The organism is Serratia sp. MYb239 (genome assembly GCF_002966855.1).
Taxonomy (GTDB): Bacteria; Pseudomonadota; Gammaproteobacteria; order Enterobacterales; family Enterobacteriaceae; genus Serratia_B; species Serratia_B rhizosphaerae.
Map to the genome: position 1 here is coordinate 1,057,828 of NZ_CP023268.1, position 18,296 is coordinate 1,076,123.

General features: G+C 58.6%; 17 protein-coding genes and 1 other RNA gene. 12 read left to right on the top strand and 6 right to left on the bottom strand.

What is annotated here, in order from left to right:
* Window positions 1-61: 61 nt before the first annotated feature.
* Window positions 62-1,771 carry an SgrR family transcriptional regulator gene (locus tag CLM71_RS04990; RefSeq protein WP_105230024.1) on the bottom strand — a complete coding sequence of 570 codons (1,710 nt, stop codon included), beginning with the start codon at window positions 1,769-1,771 and terminating at the stop codon, window positions 62-64.
* Between the two features lie 104 nt (window positions 1,772-1,875).
* Between CLM71_RS04990 and cof the strand changes: the two genes are divergently transcribed.
* Window positions 1,876-2,694, top strand: a complete 819-nt coding sequence (gene cof / locus CLM71_RS04995) for an HMP-PP phosphatase (protein WP_105230025.1) — start codon at window positions 1,876-1,878, stop codon at window positions 2,692-2,694.
* Between the two features lie 48 nt (window positions 2,695-2,742).
* Here cof and CLM71_RS05000 read toward each other — a convergent pair whose 3' ends face one another.
* Window positions 2,743-3,681 carry a DMT family transporter gene (locus CLM71_RS05000; RefSeq protein WP_105230026.1) on the bottom strand — a complete coding sequence of 313 codons (939 nt, stop codon included), beginning with the start codon at window positions 3,679-3,681 and terminating at the stop codon, window positions 2,743-2,745.
* Between the two features lie 122 nt (window positions 3,682-3,803).
* Here CLM71_RS05000 and CLM71_RS05005 point away from each other — a divergent pair, with 122 nt between their 5' ends.
* The 5 genes from CLM71_RS05005 to amtB all read left to right on the top strand — a co-directional run bounded on the left by CLM71_RS05005 (window position 3,804) and on the right by amtB (window position 9,870).
* Window positions 3,804-4,265 carry an Lrp/AsnC family transcriptional regulator gene (locus CLM71_RS05005; protein ID WP_105230027.1) on the top strand — a complete coding sequence of 154 codons (462 nt, stop codon included), beginning with the start codon at window positions 3,804-3,806 and terminating at the stop codon, window positions 4,263-4,265.
* 117 nt (window positions 4,266-4,382) lie between these two features.
* Complete coding sequence (locus tag CLM71_RS05010) at window positions 4,383-6,158, top strand: SmdA family multidrug ABC transporter permease/ATP-binding protein (protein WP_105230028.1); 1,776 nt, start codon at window positions 4,383-4,385, stop codon at window positions 6,156-6,158.
* Window positions 6,151-7,929 carry a SmdB family multidrug efflux ABC transporter permease/ATP-binding protein gene (locus tag CLM71_RS05015; RefSeq protein WP_105230029.1) on the top strand — a complete coding sequence of 593 codons (1,779 nt, stop codon included), beginning with the start codon at window positions 6,151-6,153 and terminating at the stop codon, window positions 7,927-7,929. Before CLM71_RS05010 ends, CLM71_RS05015 begins: the two co-directional genes overlap by 8 nt.
* 278 nt (window positions 7,930-8,207) lie before the next feature.
* Window positions 8,208-8,546, top strand: a complete 339-nt coding sequence (gene glnK / locus CLM71_RS05020) for a P-II family nitrogen regulator (protein ID WP_004949337.1) — start codon at window positions 8,208-8,210, stop codon at window positions 8,544-8,546.
* Window positions 8,547-8,583: 37 nt separating this feature from the next.
* Window positions 8,584-9,870 (top strand): ammonium transporter AmtB, encoded by a 1,287-nt coding sequence (gene amtB / locus CLM71_RS05025; protein ID WP_105230030.1) that lies wholly within the window; start codon window positions 8,584-8,586, stop codon window positions 9,868-9,870.
* Between the two features lie 66 nt (window positions 9,871-9,936).
* On the opposite strand, the gene tesB is transcribed toward amtB, so the two are convergent.
* Window positions 9,937-10,800, bottom strand: coding sequence for an acyl-CoA thioesterase II (gene tesB / locus CLM71_RS05030; RefSeq protein ID WP_105230031.1), 864 nt, complete (start codon window positions 10,798-10,800; stop codon window positions 9,937-9,939).
* A gap of 271 nt (window positions 10,801-11,071) precedes the next feature.
* Between tesB and CLM71_RS05035 the strand changes: the two genes are divergently transcribed.
* Window positions 11,072-11,668 carry an NAD(P)H-dependent oxidoreductase gene (locus tag CLM71_RS05035; RefSeq protein WP_105233222.1) on the top strand — a complete coding sequence of 199 codons (597 nt, stop codon included), beginning with the start codon at window positions 11,072-11,074 and terminating at the stop codon, window positions 11,666-11,668.
* Window positions 11,669-11,678: 10 nt separating this feature from the next.
* Here CLM71_RS05035 and CLM71_RS05040 read toward each other — a convergent pair whose 3' ends face one another.
* Entirely contained in the window at window positions 11,679-12,602 is a 924-nt protein-coding gene (locus tag CLM71_RS05040; protein WP_105230032.1) for a LysR family transcriptional regulator, read from the bottom strand.
* Window positions 12,603-12,811: 209 nt separating this feature from the next.
* On the opposite strand from CLM71_RS05040, the gene CLM71_RS05045 reads away from it, so the two are divergent.
* Entirely contained in the window at window positions 12,812-13,300 is a 489-nt protein-coding gene (locus CLM71_RS05045) for a YbaY family lipoprotein (RefSeq protein ID WP_105230033.1), read from the top strand.
* Window positions 13,301-13,358: 58 nt separating this feature from the next.
* Here the strand turns inward: CLM71_RS05045 and CLM71_RS05050 are convergent, their stop codons facing one another.
* Window positions 13,359-13,673, bottom strand: a complete 315-nt coding sequence (locus CLM71_RS05050; RefSeq protein WP_105230034.1) for an MGMT family protein — start codon at window positions 13,671-13,673, stop codon at window positions 13,359-13,361.
* Between the two features lie 154 nt (window positions 13,674-13,827).
* Here CLM71_RS05050 and ffs point away from each other — a divergent pair.
* From ffs to CLM71_RS05065, 3 genes are all read left to right on the top strand, one after another.
* Window positions 13,828-13,924, top strand: an RNA gene (ffs, locus tag CLM71_RS05055) — signal recognition particle sRNA small type.
* A gap of 152 nt (window positions 13,925-14,076) precedes the next feature.
* Window positions 14,077-14,682 carry a LysE family translocator gene (locus CLM71_RS05060; protein WP_105230035.1) on the top strand — a complete coding sequence of 202 codons (606 nt, stop codon included), beginning with the start codon at window positions 14,077-14,079 and terminating at the stop codon, window positions 14,680-14,682.
* Window positions 14,683-14,705: 23 nt separating this feature from the next.
* Complete coding sequence (locus CLM71_RS05065; RefSeq protein WP_105230036.1) at window positions 14,706-15,302, top strand: glutathione S-transferase family protein; 597 nt, start codon at window positions 14,706-14,708, stop codon at window positions 15,300-15,302.
* A gap of 63 nt (window positions 15,303-15,365) precedes the next feature.
* Here the strand turns inward: CLM71_RS05065 and CLM71_RS05070 are convergent, their stop codons facing one another.
* On the bottom strand, window positions 15,366-16,640 hold the full coding sequence (locus tag CLM71_RS05070) for a Glu/Leu/Phe/Val dehydrogenase (protein ID WP_105230037.1): 1,275 nt from the start codon (window positions 16,638-16,640) through the stop codon (window positions 15,366-15,368).
* Between the two features lie 623 nt (window positions 16,641-17,263).
* Between CLM71_RS05070 and astA the strand changes: the two genes are divergently transcribed.
* Window positions 17,264-18,265 (top strand): arginine N-succinyltransferase, encoded by a 1,002-nt coding sequence (gene astA / locus CLM71_RS05075; protein ID WP_232251669.1) that lies wholly within the window; start codon window positions 17,264-17,266, stop codon window positions 18,263-18,265.
* Window positions 18,266-18,296 lie beyond the last annotated feature (31 nt).

An 18,296-nucleotide genomic window follows, 5' to 3' on the forward strand; every position in this document is an offset into this window, starting at 1 on the left:
GGGAGTCAAAAAGATGAAACGTAATGGTAACAGATGTGTGGAAAACAGCGTAGGGGCGGGGCTAGATCAACGGCGGCGGCAGCCACGCCTGGCCGAAATCGAACCAGCCATGCGCGGTTAGCGTTACGCCCTGCATGCGCGGCGGCGCGCTGATCTGGTATTGGTAGTGAAACAGCGGGGTGATGATGGCGGACGTCATCAACTGCTGGTAGTAGCTTTTGAGTTCGCTGATGCGCTTCTGCTCGTCCGGATATTGCTGGATCCGCAGCAGCGTTTGCTGCTGATGCCGCCAGAGATGGGTCGGTAAAATCCCCTGCCACAACACATCCTGCCGCAGCCAACTTTCCAGCGTCGATTCCGGCGCTTCGCCGATCAGGTTATCCGCCAGCAGCAGATCGGCCTGGGCAATTTGTTCGCTGCTCTGCCAGCGCTTGCCGGAGAAATAACGCACCTCCAGTTCGCAGCCCTGTTCCGCCAGCAACGCCTGCAGCGCTTCGGTGACCGTGACCAGTTCAACCGGCGGGTGGTACAGCAGCGTCAGCTTGGCCGGCAGCGGGATATCGGCGCTGGCCTGATGGGTCGGGATCCCCCAGCCGGGCAGCATCTCCTGGCTGGGAATGATAACGCCGTTCGGCAATGGCAGAGCGGCCAGCAGCCCTGAGCGCTGGATCAGCATCAGCAGCTTTTGCCCCTGCGCTTCGCTCAGTACGCCGCGGCGCAGGTTCAGCGCCAGATAGCACCAGCCCAGGCTCATACTGCGCTGCACCGGGCGCGCCAGCGCCAGATCTTCCTGCTGTCCGATGGTGATGCGCACCGGATGTTGACAGCTGGTGGTGTTGCCATTGCCATCGGCCTGCAGTTCTGGGGTGATCCAGTATTCAATGCTGTCCAGATAGGGATGTTGCAGGTGGTAGAACGGGTGCTGTTCCAGACGTACCAGCGGCGTTTCATTCAATACCAGTTTGAACGGGCCGGCGCCGATGGCGGTATCGTCCGGGTGGGTCATCAGACAGGTCAGCTCCGCCAGGCGGTAGGGCAGCCAGTAATCGGCGCTATGCAGATCGAACTGCAGACACAACGCGTGCGGCAGGCTGACGGCGGCGACATTCGCCAGGCTGGCCTGGCCGCGCGGGTGCCGGCGCTGCTTTTCCAACGTTTGCAGCAGTTGTTGGCCGGTGATGGGTTCGCCGTTATGCCAGCGTAGTTGGCTGCGCAGGAAAAAACGCCAGCGCAGGCCGTCGCCTTCAACCTGCCAATGGTGAGCCAGATCCGGCTGGGGCTGCGGATTGCCGGTGATAAAGCGGGTCAGGCCGGCATGCAGCGTTGAGGCCAGATGCTGTTCGGCGCGGCCGCTGAGCGCCAGCGGATCCAGGGATTCCAGCTGACGATAGTAGGGGATGCGCAGAGTGGGGCTGCCCGCCTGCCACTGGCCGCCCAAATGCGGCGCAAGCAACTGTTGCAGACGCTGCGGATCTAAACGGGCCAGCTCCAGCGCGTTTTGGTGATCGCCCTGCTGCAGCAGTTGCTGTAACAAGGCGGCGCGCAGTTCGTCAGGCGTTTTCAGGCAGTGCAGCCGTGCCCGCTTGCCGCGGCCGGCCTGTGAGTGCCAGCTGAGCCAGCCCTGCTCCTGAAATTGCTGCACCAGGGTGCGGGCGTGGCGCTCGCTGCAGTAAAACAGCGCCGCCAGCTGCGCCATGGTGACGGCCGCCGGCTCACTGCCCAGCTGTTGGTACAGGCGTTGATACTGACTGAGGCGATGAATCAGACGCATGGCGATAAATCCGGAACGGTTTTGATAAATTGTTCACTATTACTTCCGTAAATACCATCACATACTGCAGGCATTGTCATTCTCTGCATATGATCGAGGTTCTTATGTATCGCCTGGCTGCTTTCGATATGGATGGTACGCTGCTGACGCCGGAGCACCGGGTCGGCCCGGAAACGCTGGCGGTGCTGAACCAGCTGGTGGCGCGGCAGATAACCGTGACCTTTGCCACCGGCCGCCACTATCTTGATGCGCAACCCATCATGGCGCAGCTGGGTCTGCAGGGCTTTCTGATCACCGGCAACGGCACCCGCATCTACGATCGGCACGGTCAATGTTTACAGGCTACCGATCTGCCGCCGGACATTGCCGAAGCGGTTATCCACAGCCACTGGCAGACATCCGCCGGGATGCATGTTTTTCGCGATGAAGGCTGGCTGACCGAATCGGCAACCCCGGCGATGCTGCAGGCGCACCATCTGAGCGGTTTCGGTTATCAGCTGACTGACCCGCGGCGCCTGCCGGCGTTTGGCAACAGCAAAATCTGTTTTGTCGGCGAGCATGAGGAGCTGCAGTCGCTGCTGGGGCGCCTGCGGGTCTATTTTGGCGAGCAGGTAGATTTGTGTTTTTCCGCTTATGACTGTCTGGAGGTGCTGCCGGCTGGCTGCAACAAGGGCAGCGCTTTGGCGCTGCTGAGCGGGCACCTGAACGTAACGCTGGATGAGTGTATGGCGTTCGGCGATGCGATGAATGACAAGGAGATGCTGGCGTCGGTCGGACATGGCGTAGTGATGGGCAATGCGCTGCCGCAGCTTAAAGCGCTATTGCCCCAGTTACCGGTTATCGGCCACTGCGAAACCCAGGCGGTGGCCCACTATTTGGCACATTGGCTGCGTTCACCACACGTTCCTTATACCCCCGTATAGCGGACGTTCCCCTTGCAGCCGGCCGGGTAGTTCGCTACCCGGCTTTTTTTATTGTTGCGATGACGCTTCCAGTTTGCGCAGGCTGCTGACCGGTTTTGCACTTTTGGCGCTGTAGAGCGTCAGCAGGATGCCGGCCAGCAGCGGCGCCAGCAGCCAGAGAGAGGTGGTGCTGATGGTGGTGTGATCGACCGCTTTCTCGACGGCGATGGCAATCAGCGGAAACACCAGGAACACCAAAGAGGCCTGAAACGCCGTGGCTTTTTGCTGTAGGGCAAAGTAGGCCATGATGCCGAAGACGCCGGCCACCACGCCGAGATAGGCCACGGATAGCAGTGAAGCGCTGGTAAACGCGGCGCTGTCCGGTTTTTCGGTGACATAGCCGACAATAAACAGCAGAATGCCGGCGCCCAGGCAGGGCAACGCGTTAAAGGTCAGCACCGAGATTTTTTCGCCGCGCTTTTTACTCAGCACGTACATCACCGCGTGGATCAGCACCGCCGCCAGCAGGGCGACCACGCCGGGCCAGCGGGTTTCGCCGCTGGCGGTGGATTCTTGCCACAGAATACCGGACAGACTGGCCACGCCGACGATCAGACCGATCAGCTGCGCGATGCTCACGCGCTCTCCCAGCAGCAGTACCGAAGCCATCAACACAACGACGGGCATATTGGCAAAGATGATGGAGGCCAGCGCAGAACTGACGTAGCGCTCGCCGTAAATCATGAGCGTAAAGGGAATAGCGAAGTAAGCCAGGCAGACCAATAGCTGGAATCCGCGGCTGCCTTTGGGAAACAGCAGCGGCGTACGAGTAAAGTAAGCCAGCAGCAGCAACAGCGGCGACGCGGCAAGGAAACGCAGCCCGGTCGCGTAAATAGGTGGAACGGTGGCAACGGCGATCTTCATCGCCATCCAGGTGGTGCCCCAGGTCAGGGCGACCAGGGTAAACAGGATAATAATGATTCCGGTATTTCTCAGCGTGTTATCCATCTCAGCGTCCTGTCGGTAAATATCGTGGCATCAGATACATTACGTGGATAGCCAGAGAAAAAGATTGCTATTTTTCCTGTCTGTCGGCCAAATGAGGGAAAATATTTCTCCAGGGTGGCTAAATGTTAGATAGAACGGATCGTAAATTGCTGAGTATGTTGCAGCAGGACTGCACCTTATCGCTGCAGGCGTTGGCCGAAGCGGTAAATCTGACCTCGACGCCGTGCTGGAAACGGGTCAAGCGGCTGGAGGATGAGGGCTATATTCGCGGGCGGGTCGCGCTGCTGGATAATGAGAAACTGGGGTTGGGGCTGACGGCGTTTGTGATGCTGAAAACCCAACAGCACAGCCGCGAGTGGTATCAGCAGTTTGTCGACCTTACCGCCCAGATGCCGGAAGTGCTGGCGTTTTATCGCATGGCCGGGGAGTTTGATTACCTGATGCAGGTGCAGGTGGCGGATATGAAAAGCTTTGATCGCTTTTATAAGCGTCTGGTGAATGGCATACCGGGATTGATTGACGTTACTTCGAGTTTTGCCATGGAGAAAATCAAATATACTACCGCATTGCCGCTACCGGAGTGAAAAGTTCACCAAATCGGCCAAGAAACGGTGGTATCCTACGCGGCTAACCGTTACGTAATGCGTGGCGCACGAGCACAACAAGAGTTAACAACACCAAAATATCTGGAATAACACTGCGTGAGATTATTTGCTCAAATCGGCTGGTATTTCCGCCGCGAATGGCGCCGCTATCTGGGTGCGGTGGCGCTGCTGATCATTATCGCCATTCTGCAACTGCTGCCGCCGAAGCTGGTCGGCGTGATTGTGGACGGCGTAACCAAAGAGCATATGTCTACCGGCGTGCTGTTGGCATGGCTGGGACTGATGATCGCCACCGCCATCCTGGTGTACCTGCTGCGCTATGTCTGGCGCGTCCTGCTGTTCGGCGCCTCTTATCAGCTGGCGGTTGAGCTGCGGGAGAACTTCTACCGCCAACTGAGCCGGCAAAACCCGGCGTTTTATCTGCGGCACCGCACCGGCGATCTGATGGCGCGAGCCACCAACGATGTCGATCGGGTGGTGTTCGCGGCCGGCGAAGGCGTGCTGACGCTGGTGGATTCGCTGGTGATGGGGTTGGTGGTGCTGATCGTGATGAGTACCCAAATCAGCTGGCAACTGACGCTGCTGTCGCTGATCCCGATGCCGATTATGGCGATTGTGATCAAGTATTACGGCGACCAGCTGCACCAGCGCTTTAAGTCGGCGCAGGCGGCGTTTTCCAGCCTGAACGACCAGGCGCAGGAAAGCATGACCAGCATCCGTATGATCAAAGCCTTCGGGCTGGAGGATCACCAGTCCAACCAGTTTGCCGAGGTGGCGGCGCGTACCGGCGCGAAAAATATGCATGTGGCGCGCATCGACGCGCGTTTTGACCCGACCATCTATCTGGCCATCGGCGCCGCCAACCTGCTGGCTATCGGCGGCGGCAGCTGGATGGTGGTGAACGGGACGCTGACCTTGGGGCAACTGACCAGCTTTGTGATGTATTTGGGGCTGATGATTTGGCCGATGCTGGCGCTGGCGTGGATGTTTAATATTGTCGAACGCGGCAGCGCCGCCTACAGCCGCCTGCGCAGCCTGCTGGATGAGGCGCCGGCGGTGGTGGACGGCGAAGGTGATTTGCCGGCCGGGCGCGGTGAGCTGGCGGTGGATATCCGCCGTTTCCATTACCCGGAGAATCAGCACGCGGCGCTGCATGACGTCGCTCTGCGGCTTAAACCGGGGCAGATGCTTGGCCTGTGCGGCCCGACCGGCGCCGGGAAGACCACGTTGCTTTCCCTGATCCAGCGCCAGTTCGATATTGATGACGGGCAGATCTGCTACCACGGCATGCCGCTGACGACGCTGAAGCTGGACGCCTGGCGCGCCCGCCTGTCGGTGGTGAGCCAGACGCCGTTCCTGTTTTCCGACAGCGTGGCGAACAACATTGCGCTCGGCAAGCCGGATGCGACGCAGGAAGAGATTGAGCAGGCGGCGCGGTTGGCCAGCGTGCATGACGATATTCTGCGCCTGCCACAGGGGTATGAAACCGAAGTGGGCGAGCGCGGCGTGATGCTGTCCGGCGGGCAGAAACAGCGTATCTCCATTGCGCGCGCGCTGCTGCTGGATGCGGAGATTTTGATCCTCGACGATGCGCTGTCTGCGGTGGATGGTCGTACCGAGCACCAGATTCTGCATAACCTGCGCAGCTGGGGGCAGAACCGGACGGTGATCATCAGCGCGCACCGGCTCTCGGCATTGACCGAAGCCAGCGAAATCCTGGTCCTGCAGCATGGCAGCGTGGCGCAGCGCGGCCTGCACGCCGTTTTGGCGTCGCAGCCGGGCTGGTACCGCGATATGTATCGCTATCAGCAGTTGGAGGCCGCGCTGGATGAGGCGCCGGAAATCGGCGTGGAGATGTTAACCAATGAATAAAGTTCAGAAGCTGTGGCCGACGCTGAAGCGGCTGCTGGCTTATGGCTCACCGTATCGTAAACCGCTGGGACTGGCGGTGCTGATGCTGTGGGTGGCGGCGGCGGCGGAAGTGGCCGGCCCGATCCTCATCAGCTATTTTATTGATAACTATGTCGCCAAAGGGCAGCTGCCGCTGATGATTATCTGCGGGTTGGCGGGCGCTTACATCCTGCTGGAGATGCTGGCGGCGGCGCTGCACTATTTTCAGGCGATACTGTTTAACCGGGCGGCGGTCGGCGTGGTGCAGCGTCTGCGCACCGATGTGATGGATGCCGCGCTGCGCCAGCCGCTCAGCGCGTTCGATACCCAGCCGGTCGGCCAGCTGATCTCCCGCGTCACCAATGACACCGAGGTGATCAAAGATCTGTATGTGATGGTGGTGTCCACCGTGCTGAAAAGCGCGGCGCTGATCGGTGCCATGCTGGTGGCGATGTTCAGCCTCGACTGGCGCATGGCGCTGGTGGCGATCTGCATCTTCCCGGCGGTATTGCTGGTAATGGCGATTTATCAGTATTACAGCACGCCGATCGTACGGCGGGTGCGCAGCTATCTGGCGGATATCAACGACGGCTTTAACGAAGTGATCAACGGCATGGGGGTGATCCAGCAGTTCCGCCAGCAGGTGCGTTTCGGCGAGCGGATGAGCAACGCCAGCTGGTCGCACTATACCGCCCGTATGCAGACGCTGCGGCTGGATGGCTTTTTGCTGCGGCCGCTGCTGAGCCTGTTTTCTGCCCTGGTGCTGTGCGGCCTGCTGATGCTGTTTGGCTTTAGCGCCGAGGGCTCTATCGGCGTCGGGGTGTTGTACGCCTTTATCAACTATCTGGGACGGCTGAATGAGCCGCTGATTGAGCTGACCTCGCAACAGTCGATTCTGCAGCAGGCGGTGGTGGCCGGCGAGCGTATTTTCGAACTGATGGATCGCAGTCAGCAGCAGTATGGCGCCGATGAGCGCCCGCTGCAGAGCGGCCGTATCGATATCGACAACCTGAGTTTTGCTTACCGTTCTGACAAGAAGGTACTGCAACATATTCAGCTCAACGTGCCGTCGCGCGGTTTTGTGGCGCTGGTCGGCCATACCGGCAGCGGCAAGAGCACCCTGGCTAACCTGCTGATGGGCTACTACCCGGTGAGCGAAGGCGAAATTCGTCTGGATGGCCGGCCGTTGTCAAACCTGTCGCACCGTACGCTGCGACAGGGGATCGCCATGGTGCAGCAGGATCCGGTGGTGATCGCCGAGTCGGTGCTGGCGAACGTGACGCTGGGGCGGAATATCAGCGAAGAGGCGGTGTGGCAGGCGCTGGAGACGGTGCAGCTGGCGGAGCTGGTGCGCGGCTTGCCGCAGGGCATTCACACCCGGCTGGGCGAACAGGGCAATAATCTGTCGGTCGGCCAGAAGCAGTTGCTGGCGATGGCGCGCGTACTGGTGCAGGCGCCGCAGATTCTGATCCTGGATGAAGCGACCGCCAATATTGATTCCGGCACTGAACAGGCGATTCAGCGGGCATTACGGGCGATTCGCGAGCACACCACGCTGGTGGTGATTGCCCACCGTTTATCGACCATCGTTGATGCCGACGCCATTTTAGTGCTGCATCGCGGCCACGCGGTGGAGCAGGGCAACCATCAGCAGCTGCTGGCGCAGCGGGGCCGCTATTACCAGATGTATCAGCTGCAGCTGGCGGGTGAAGAGCTGGCGGCGGCGACCCGCGAAGACAGCCAGCCGGTCTAAACCCATCACGGCGTTATCCCGGCTGCGGTCGGGATAACGCACCATTATCAGGCACGTTAGCCGGTAAATTTCCCGCTTTGCACCGCAATGATACAGCGCGCACTACCGTGGTGCGCAAAAAACAACCAACAATCTCTCCTCCGCCCGCTTCTGCAGGCTCCCGCCGTCGGCAGACGGATAATCCGCTGAGTTTTCTCCTAAAACAATTTATGGCACAGCCTTTGCTTTATTCAGACTTATACCAGGGGTGAGTTTGGGTTTAATTGTGGAGGGGCAATATGAAGCTGGTTACCGTGGTGATTAAACCATTCAAGTTGGAGGACGTGCGTGAAGCCCTATCCTCAGTCGGTATTCAGGGGCTGACCGTCACTGAAGTAAAAGGGTTTGGCCGCCAGAAGGGGCACGCCGAGCTGTACCGCGGCGCCGAATACAGCGTCAACTTTTTACCCAAAGTCAAAATCGATATCGCCATTGCCGACGATCAATTAGACGAAGTGGTTGATGTGATTAGCAAAGCCGCTTACACCGGCAAAATTGGCGACGGCAAAATTTTTGTGGCCGAACTGCAGCGCGTGATTCGCATACGTACCGGCGAAACCGATGAAGCCGCGCTGTAAATACCGACTCAGCGACTGAAATGGGGATCAGACAATAATGAAAAAACGTTTATCCATGTTGGGCCTGAGTGCGGCAGCCCTGGCGCCTTCTCTGGCTCAGGCTGCTCCGGCGGCCATCGATAAGGCCGATAACGCCTTTATGATGATTTGCACCGCACTGGTGCTGTTTATGACTCTACCAGGTATCGCATTATTCTATGGCGGCTTGCTGCGCGGCAAGAATGTGCTGTCGATGCTCACTCAGGTGATGGTGACCTTTGCGCTGGTGTGCGTGCTGTGGGTGCTGTATGGCTACAGCCTGGCCTTCAGCGAGGGCAATGCGTTTTACGGCGGTTTCGACACCGCAATGTTGAAAGGCATCGGCATTGACAGCATTACCGGCTCTTATAGCCAACTGGTGCACGTGGCATTCCAGTGCTCCTTTGCCTGCATTACCGTGGCGCTGGTGGTGGGCGGGTTTGCCGAGCGTATCCGCTTTTCCGCGGTGATTATCTTCGCGGCGATCTGGTTCACCATCTCCTACCTGCCGATTGCCCATATGGTGTGGGGCGGCGGTTTCCTGGCGGCCGATGGCGCGCTGGATTTTGCCGGTGGCACGGTGGTGCATATCAACGCCGCCAGCGCCGGCCTGATTGGCGCTTACCTGTTGGGCAAACGCGCGGGCTTCGGCAAGGAGGCGTTCAAACCGCACAACCTGCCGATGGTCTTTACCGGCACTTCGATTCTGTATATCGGCTGGTTCGGCTTTAACGCCGGTTCCGCCGGCGAGGCCAATGGCGTTGCGGCATTAGCCTTCCTGAACACGGTGGTCGCCACCGCCGGCGCCATCCTTTCCTGGGTGTTTGCCGAATGGCTGGTGCGCGGCAAACCGTCGCTGCTGGGCGCCTGTTCCGGCTGTATTGCCGGGCTGGTTGCCGTTACGCCGGCGGCGGGTACCGTCGGCGTTGGCGGCGCGCTGATTATCGGCCTGGTCGGTGGGGTCGCCGGCCTGTGGGGCGTGGTGACGCTGAAGAAATGGCTGAATGTGGATGATACCTGTGACGTCTTTGGCGTACACGGCGTGTGTGGCATCGTCGGCTGTCTGCTGACCGGGGTATTCACCGCCTCTTCACTGGGAGGCACCGGCTATGCGGAAGGCGTCACCATGGGGCATCAGGTGTGGATCCAACTGCTCAGCGTGATCATTACGCTGATCTGGTCCAGCGTTGCCGCGTTTATCGCCTTCAAGATCGCCGGTGTGCTGGTGGGGCTGCGTGTGCCGGAAGAGCAGGAGCGCGAAGGGCTGGATATCAACAGCCACGGCGAAAGCGCCTACAACCAGTAAATCGATAATAAAATAATGATGAAGCAACAAAGGCGATGGCAACATCGCCTTTTTTCTTGGCCGGCGTTATGCCGTATGGCGGCGCATCACCCCTTCCTGCACCGTGCTGGCGACCAGCACGCCGTCGCGGGTATAGAACTGCCCGCGAACAAAACCGCGAGCGCTGGATGCCGAGGTGCTTTCCACCGCGTAGAGCAGCCAGTCATCCATGCGGAACGGCCGGTGGAACCACATGGAGTGGTCGATGGTCGCTACCTGCATCCCCGGCTCCAGGAAGCCGACGCCGTGCGGCTGCAGCGCCGTCGGCAGGAAGTTCAGATCGGAGGCATAGCCCAGCAGATACTGGTGAATACGCGCATCATCCGGCATGGCGCCGTTCGCGCGCAGCCAGACGTAGCGGTACGGCTCGTCCACCTTGCCCTGCAGCGGGTTATGGAATTTTACCGGGCGCACTTCCAGCGGTTTCTGGCTGGTAAACTTATCACGCACCTTTTCCGGCAGCATATGCGCCAGCTGCTGCGCGATTTCTGATTCGGACATCAGGCCTTCCGGCTGCGGCACGTCAGGCATGGTGTTCTGGTGTTCGAAGCCGCTTTCCGGGCTTTGGAACGAGGCCGTCATATAGAAAATGGGTTTGCCGTTCTGAACGGCGCTGACCCGGCGGGCGCTGAAACTGTTGCCATCGCGCAGCGTTTCGACGTCGTAGACGATAGCTTTGCTGCTGTCGCCCGGGCGCAGGAAGTAGCTGTGGAACGAGTGCACGCTGCGCTCGGCCGGTACCGTATCTTTGGCGGCGTACAGCGCCTGACCGACCACCTGACCGCCGAATACCTGGCGTAAGCCCAGATCCTCGCTTTGCCCGCGGAACAGGCCCTCTTCGATTTTTTCCAACTTGAGCAGCTCAAGAAGGTTTTGCAATGCCTGGCTCATAAAAGGTCATCCTTCTAATAATTGTTTTGTGTAGTGTGCGGAAGATCACGGTAAGCCGCAACCGGCTAAATCCGACTACTGTTGCCATAGTATGAACCTCACACAACGGGGCGCAAAGTGATTACCGACACCCGTTTATTGTTTCCTATTCGGAATCTTTTCTGTTCATTTATGCCAACAATGTTTCCATCTTGTCGGTGTTAGCATTCCGGCATGGGGTTACGCGCCGTGGGTGGCGGAGCCGTGTGAAACAACACATTCAGGACATATGATGAGCAAATTACTGGTACTTAGATCCAGCATTATGGGCGTGGGTTCCCAGAGCAATGCGTTGATTGATGACTTTTTGGCGACGCGTCGGGCGAAAGGCCTGGATGACGAGATTATCGAACACGACCTGACGGCACTGAATTTACCGGTGCTGGATGGCGAGTTATTCAGCGCCATGCGCGGAGCTCAGACGCTTAGCGAGCGGGCGCAGAGGGTGGTGGCGCTGTCAGACCGGCTAATTGCTGAGCTGAAAGCGAGCGACGTGCTGCTGATTGGTGCGCCGATGTATAACCTGAATGTACCGACGCAGCTAAAAAATTGGTTCGACCTGGTGGTCCGCGCCGGTATGACGTTCAAATATACCGCCAATTATCCTGTGGGATTGGTTGAGGGCGTGAGGGCGATCGTCGTCAGTCCACGCGGCGGGGTGCATGTCGATCGGCTTACGGATGCGGTGACACCCTATCTGCGCGCCGTGCTGGGGTTGATTGGCGTGAATGATGTCGAGTTTATCTATGCGGAGGGGCTGGATGCCAGACCGCACGGACGAGCGCAGGGCATTGCCGAGGCGCAGGCTGCCATTGCTGCGCTGGCGTAAAGTTTCCTCGCTAGTTGGCGGGGGCTTCTGCCGCCGCCATTCTGGCGGGCAGTTCGCTGAGCAGGCGCTCGACCGCAATCCTGACCTTGAGCGGCAGCCGCACGGTGCGCGGCCAAACGGCATAAACCGGCCAGTGGCCACTGTGGTGCGCGGTCAGAATGGCCCGTAGCGCGCCGGTGGTTAACGCATCGCGCACCAGCCAGTAGGGGAGCCAGGCAATGCCGCACCCGGAGAGCGCAGCGTCTTTGATGGCCTGCATATCATCCATCATCAGTTTTGCCTGCGGTGTGAGTTCCGACATTTCTTCCTGAGCGCCGCTGATACGCCATTTCTGCAGACGGCCGGCGCGGGTATAGGCAATGGCGGCGTGTTGCCCAAGATCCTCTGCCGATAGCGGTTCGCCGGCCCGCGCGAGATAGTCCGGTGCGGCGCAAAACACCATGCTGTGCGTCGCCAGCTGACGAGCGATCAGACTACCGCTGTCTGCGAGTTCGCCGATGCGGATCGCCAGATCGAAGCCTTCTTCCGTCAGATCGATCACCCGATCGCTGAACGCCATATCCAGCTGTAACCCGGGGTGCTCCTGCGCCAGCGCCGTCAACAGCGGCGCGATGCAGAGATGGCCAAGCAGCACCGGTACGGAAACGCGCAGGCGTCCGCTGACCTGCAGGCTGTCGCCAGCCAGTAGATCTTCCGCCTGCTGGATCTCGTTAACGGCGCGCCGACAATGGTCGTAATACAGCATGCCTTGTTCGGTCAGGCTTTGGCTGCGGGTCGTGCGGTTAAACAGGGTGACGCCCAGACGCGCTTCCAGACGGGCGATGGTTTTGGTGACGGCAGAACGCGTCAGGTAGAGATTTTCCGCCGCACGGGAAAAGCTGCCGGCTTCAGCGGCGGCCAGAAAAATCGGAATGCTGTTCATATCACTTTTCATCGCGTCCCTACCGGCAGTCGATCGTTGCGGGCAATAGTACAACCCTGTTTTCCTGCTGTCAGTTTCAATGTGTTTGCGCGTGCTTTCCACCGCTGTACGGGCTGATTAATCGGCAGGCGGATGAGAATGTCTCAGAGTTTTGTGCTAGGTTTAAGGGGTAAGACGGCGTAAGCCGCCAATTTGTTGATAATAAAGAAGGAGACCGCTCGATGAAATTCTGGCAAATCCTTGCTGGGGCCGCCGCCGTGACGCTGGCCGGCTGTGCCCAGAATGGCGCAGATGCCCCGACATCGGCAGCAGGAAGCCCGGCGACCGCACAACAAATGCAGGTGACCGGCCCTGCGGTGACGGGGACGGTCAATATCGCCCAGCGTATTGCCTTGCCGCCGCATGCGGTGCTGACGGTCACGCTGTCCGATGCCTCGCTGGCGGACGCACCGTCCAAGGTGATCGCTCAGCGGGTGATCCGTACTGAAGGCCAGCAGGCGCCGTTTACCTTTGCCGTTCCCTACAACCCGGCGGATATCCAGCCGAATGCCCGCGTCATACTGAGTGCGGCGGTAACCGTTGACGGGCAACTGAGCTTTATCACCGACACGATTCAGGAAGTCGTCAACCGCAACGGCACCCACGCCGACCTGCAACTGGTGCCGGTGCAGAACGTACCGGTACAGGCGGCATCAACCGCGATGCCGTAACGGCGTTACCCGATGGTGTTTTCCGCTGCCTTTGGCTTACTGGCTAAAGGCAGCGTTATTATGGCCGCCAGCCGAAACGGGCAAAGTCCACCGCGCCTTCGGCATCGAACATAATTCCTTCCGCCAGCAGCGCCTGCCGCTGCCGCTGAAAATCCTCGCCACGCAACGAGATCTTGCCGTGCCGGTTGATCACCCGGTGCCAGGGCAGGGTGCTGCCCGCCGGCAGTTTCTTCAGTATACCGCCAACCTGGCGCGCCGCCCGCGGTGAGCCGGCCAACTGGGCCACGTCGCCATAGGCAATCACCTTGCCGCAGGGAATGGCGGCGACGACGTGAAAGACGCGCTGGCGGAAAGTCGGGTCTGTGGATTCCATAGAGATAAATACGCCGTATTGCTGTCGGACTGGCAGTGTGCCACAGGCCGGTTGGGTAAGAAAACAGCGGTTGGTCCCGGTCGGCTTGCTATTTCAGATGCCATCACCGATAATGCCCACCGCTTCGCAGTATGGAAGCCGTCAATGGGGGCCCTGTTGGTTCTCCCGCAACACTAACTTGTGAACTCGGTCAGGTCCGGAAGGAAGCAGCCGCAGCAGGTGACGTGTGTGCCGGGATGTAGCTGGCAGGGCCTCCACCATTTCTGCCATCCGATTGCTTTCCCCCCTATTTTTTAGCCTGGTGCCGTGGGTTTTCCCGTTCTTCCCGGCGCGCGAACGCACATCCCGCAACGTTCCCCATACGCTTGCCAAGCCGAAAGCGGTTACCTATTATCCTTCGTCTATGGACATTAACCTGCCTGGTTTTATCCCCGCACTGTTGCCCGTCGCGCTTTCTCCCGGCGCGAGTTTCACGCTGGCGATGAACGGCGCGCTGGCGGACGGCCGCCAGGGATTGCTCAGAACGCTGCTCGGTACGGCGCTGGGCATCTACACCCATGCACTCCTGATTGGCCTTGGCGTTACCGCCGTATTGGCGGCGTCGCCGGCGGCGTTCGGCGTGCTGAAAATAGCCGGCAACCTGTACCTGCTCTGGCTGGGGATTCAACTGATCCGCAGCGGCGTTTCCGCACGGCGGCTGGCGCTGAATAGCGGTCGGGGGAGCGTCACGTTGAAGAGCGCGTGGTTGCTCAATGTGCTGAACCCAAAAGCCATTATGTTCTATCTGACGGTGGTGTCGCAGTTTGCCGGGCGGCACGGGGAGCTTGGCAACTATTTGCTGCTGGCTTCGGTACATATTGCGGTAATGAGCGTCTGGCTGATTGCGGTCAGCTATGCGCTGGTGTTCTCCGCCAGAAAAGCCGATCCCCTGACGCTGAAAAAGTACATCAATATCGGTGGAGGCATGCTGCTGGTGTTTTTCTCCCTGGGCAGCCTGCTTCATCATTAGAACGCTGGAAAAAAGGATGACGGATGAAAGTTTATACTTTCCCAAAAAGCCGCTCGTTACGCGTGCTGTGGGCGCTTGAAGAGTTACATCTGGATTATGAGACGGTACGCGTCAATCTGCTGTCTGCCACGCCGGAAATCCGTTCACCCCATCCGCAGAATAAGGTGCCGGTGCTGGACGATAAGGGATTCCTCATTTTTGAAAGCGCGGCTATCTGTAAGTATGTGTGTGCCAAGACGGCAGGGCAGTGTTTATATCCTGCCGAACTCCGCGCTAATGCCCGCGTTGAGCAATGGATGAGCTTTGCACTGACCGAACTGGAGCCGCCGCTCTGGTCTTTGTTGAAGCATGTGGCATTACTTCCTGATGCGCTCAAGGTTGCTGCGGTGGCAGAAGTGGCCCGGCGGGAGGCGGAGAGTGCCATTAAGTGTCTTGAACATCAGTCTATTGCATCGTGGATTACGGGGGACACATTCACGATTGCCGATATCTTTGTCGCCCAAAACCTGATGTGGGCAAAAGCGTGCGGGATTCCTCTGCCGACCGTGTTTGAGGAGTATCTGCTGCGTTGTCAGACGCGGGAGGCCTATCAACAAGCCGTGATCAGGAATAATGGCTGACTGGCAGGCAATGAAAAGGGCGCGGTCCGCGCCCTTGCTGGCAGTCTTACGGCACGCTGCCGATCAGCCCGGATAAATACCGCGGTCCTTACGGGCCAGCAGGATACGTTCGCAGGCGACGATATAGGCGCTGGTACGCAGTGAACAGTTCTTTTCTTCGGCTTTATCGCACACGTGGGCGATGGCGTCGGTCATGATTTTGTCCATGCGCTGGTTGATTTCCTCTTCGCTCCAGAAGAAGCTGGCCATATCCTGCACCCACTCGAAGTAACTGACCGTTACCCCGCCGGCGTTACAGATTACGTCAGGCACCACCAGGATCCCGCGCTCGGCCAGTACGTCATCCGCTTCCGGGTAGGTTGGGCCGTTGGCGCCTTCCAGAACCAGTTTGCAGCTGAGGTTCTCCGCGCGTTCGCGGGTGATTTGTCCTTCCAGCGCCGCCGGGATCAGAATATCCATCTGCAGCGTCCAGAACTCCTCTTTGGCAATTTCCTGCGCGCCAGGGAAGCCGGCAATCTGTTTGCTTTCGGCTTGCCAGACGGTCAGCTCGGTTAAATCGATGCCGGCTTCGTTGTACAGCGTTGCCGAGTGGTCCTGTACGGCCACAATGCGTGCGCCCGCTTTCTCAAACAGGCGAGCCGCTTCACTGCCCACGTTGCCGAAGCCCTGCAGCGCGATTTTGGCGCCTTCAATCTCAATGCCGGAACGTTTGGCGACTTCGCAGCCGGTAATAAATACGCCGCGGCCGGTGGCTTTTTCACGGCCGAGAGAGCCGCCCAGGTGGATCGGTTTACCTGTCACCACGCCGGTGATTGTGGTGCCGTGGTTCATGGAGTAGGTATCCATCATCCAGGCCATCACTTTGCCGTTGGTGCCGACATCCGGTGCGGGAATATCTTTCTGCGGGCCGATAATCAGGCCGATCTCGCTGGTATAACGGCGGGTCAGCCGCTCCAGTTCCCCTTCAGACAGGGAGAAAGGATCGACGCGGATACCACCTTTGGCGCCGCCGTACGGCAGGTTCAAGGCTGCGCACTTGATGGTCATCCAGGCTGAAAGCGCCATCACTTCATTGAGATCCACATCGGGGTGATAACGCACGCCGCCTTTGCCCGGGCCGCGCGACAGGTTGTGCTGTACGCGATAGCCCTCGAAATGGCGGATGGTGCCGTCATCCATTTGCAGCGGAATATCGACGATCAGCGCGCGCTTAGGGTGGCGCAGCGTTTCGATCCAATGGGCCAGGTCACCCAGATGGGGCGCGACGCGGTCGATTTGGCGCAGATAGGTTACCCAAGGAGAGGTGGAGCTTTCGGAAGCGTAAGATAACTTTTCCATAATAGGCCTGTTTTACCAAAAATTATGTTGTGTAGACGTGGAAAGTTAGTGCAATGAACGGTACGCGCTTAACGTTAACACTATTTTAAAAATATGCTATCTCCCGGCAGAGGAAATAACTGGATTTAAGCCGCCGGGCAGCATGATTAAGTGAATAAAAAGTCATTTCTATTGCCCACATATACCGCATATTTATTCAATTTGCGCGCTATTTAGTGAATAAAGTGTGAAATTATGTCTATTTTTCAGAATATTGAAGGTTATCAAAAAGTGAATAAATTGATGTTATTTCGTATTGACTTTATTTCGTTAGCAGACACAGCATTAAGGTACGCAACCAAAAAGGTATTGGTAATGACCTGCTAACCGTCTGGTTTTTCCTGTTCCCTCTCAGTCGCGATGAATTTTTCTCTCAGCGCAACGGGTAGGCGTGCATTAAAAAAACGTATGCAGCGTCCCGTTTACCCGGGCCGCCGGCGGGTTGACTGTGGGCATTCATCATGGAAAGGAGCGCGATGCAATAGGGGGGAACGAAGACGCGGTTGGTGCTTTTTACCCGCTTTTTTTATTCCTGCCGGACGTGTTGCCACGTTCCGTCAGCTTGGTTAGGGAGCGCAGTAGTGATTATTTTTCGACCCGTTCGGGAAGACGATCTGAATGGCATCATGCGGCTGGCATCACGCGCGGGCGTCGGGCTGACGTCGTTGCCCAATGACAGGGCGCGGCTGGAAGCACGCATTCGCCGCAGTATCGATACCTTCGCCGGCAAGTTACCGCGCGCTCAGCAAGGGTTTCTGTTCGTGCTGGAAGACACCGAGAGCGCGTGCGTGGCGGGCGTCAGCGCGATTGAAGTTGCGGTAGGGCTGGATGAGCCGTTCTATAACTTCCGCCTGCAGCGTACGGTGCGGGCCTCGAAAGAGCTGGGCGTGTATAAGGACCTTGAACTCCTCAATCTGAGCTATGACCATACCGGCCACAGCGAACTCTGCACCCTGTTCCTCGATCCGGAATATCAAAAAAATCGTAATGGGCTGCTGCTGTCCAAGGCGCGCTTCCTGTTTATTTCAGCCTTCAGGAGCTGGTTTTCCTCCCATATTTTTGCCGAACTGCGCGGGCTGCTTGATGACAACGGCCATTCGCCTTTCTGGGATGCGCTGGGCCACCATTTTTTTGCTATTCCTTTTGCCGAAGCAGACCGCCTCAGCGGCAGCGGTATGAAAACTTTCATTGCCGAACTGATGCCGTCCTACCCGATTTACGTCTCTCTGCTGCCGGACAGCGCCAGGCAAGCCATCGGGCAGGTGCACACGCAAACGGCGCCGGCCAGGGCGATCCTGGAAAAAGAGGGATTCAGTTGGCAGGGGTCAGTCGATATTTTTGATGCCGGCCCGGTGCTGGAGGCTGAAACCGATAAGCTCAAGGCGATTCGCCGCGTGCAACGTACGTCGGCGCATCAGCTGACGCTCGATCCGACATCGCCGGTGATTGTCGCTAATAACCAGTTTGCCCATTTCCGCGCGCTGTTGATCGCGGCGGAAGAAGCGCAGACGCTTGGCCAGCCGTTGCTGGATGCGTTGCAAAGCGGCGAACGGGATCCGCTCCACGTGCTCACACTTAACCCTTAGGAAAGAGACGCTTATGACCGTAAAAACGCAG

Excerpts from the sequence above, each read along its gene's own strand:
- amtB (WP_105230030.1), top strand. The coding sequence starts at position 8,584 with ATGAAAAAACGTTTATCCATGTTGGGCCTGAGTGCGGCAGCCCTGGCG.
- CLM71_RS05065 (WP_105230036.1), top strand. The coding sequence starts at position 14,706 with ATGAAAGTTTATACTTTCCCAAAAAGCCGCTCGTTACGCGTGCTGTGG.
- tesB (WP_105230031.1), bottom strand. The coding sequence starts at position 10,800 with ATGAGCCAGGCATTGCAAAACCTTCTTGAGCTGCTCAAGTTGGAAAAA.
- CLM71_RS05050 (WP_105230034.1), bottom strand. The coding sequence starts at position 13,673 with ATGGAATCCACAGACCCGACTTTCCGCCAGCGCGTCTTTCACGTCGTC.
- CLM71_RS05070 (WP_105230037.1), bottom strand. The coding sequence starts at position 16,640 with ATGGAAAAGTTATCTTACGCTTCCGAAAGCTCCACCTCTCCTTGGGTA.
- CLM71_RS05045 (WP_105230033.1), top strand. The coding sequence starts at position 12,812 with ATGAAATTCTGGCAAATCCTTGCTGGGGCCGCCGCCGTGACGCTGGCC.
- CLM71_RS04990 (WP_105230024.1), bottom strand. The coding sequence starts at position 1,771 with ATGCGTCTGATTCATCGCCTCAGTCAGTATCAACGCCTGTACCAACAG.
- glnK (WP_004949337.1), top strand. The coding sequence starts at position 8,208 with ATGAAGCTGGTTACCGTGGTGATTAAACCATTCAAGTTGGAGGACGTG.
- CLM71_RS05035 (WP_105233222.1), top strand. The coding sequence starts at position 11,072 with ATGAGCAAATTACTGGTACTTAGATCCAGCATTATGGGCGTGGGTTCC.
- CLM71_RS05005 (WP_105230027.1), top strand. The coding sequence starts at position 3,804 with ATGTTAGATAGAACGGATCGTAAATTGCTGAGTATGTTGCAGCAGGAC.
- CLM71_RS05060 (WP_105230035.1), top strand. The coding sequence starts at position 14,077 with ATGGACATTAACCTGCCTGGTTTTATCCCCGCACTGTTGCCCGTCGCG.
- cof (WP_105230025.1), top strand. The coding sequence starts at position 1,876 with ATGTATCGCCTGGCTGCTTTCGATATGGATGGTACGCTGCTGACGCCG.
- CLM71_RS05015 (WP_105230029.1), top strand. The coding sequence starts at position 6,151 with ATGAATAAAGTTCAGAAGCTGTGGCCGACGCTGAAGCGGCTGCTGGCT.
- CLM71_RS05000 (WP_105230026.1), bottom strand. The coding sequence starts at position 3,681 with ATGGATAACACGCTGAGAAATACCGGAATCATTATTATCCTGTTTACC.
- CLM71_RS05040 (WP_105230032.1), bottom strand. The coding sequence starts at position 12,602 with ATGAAAAGTGATATGAACAGCATTCCGATTTTTCTGGCCGCCGCTGAA.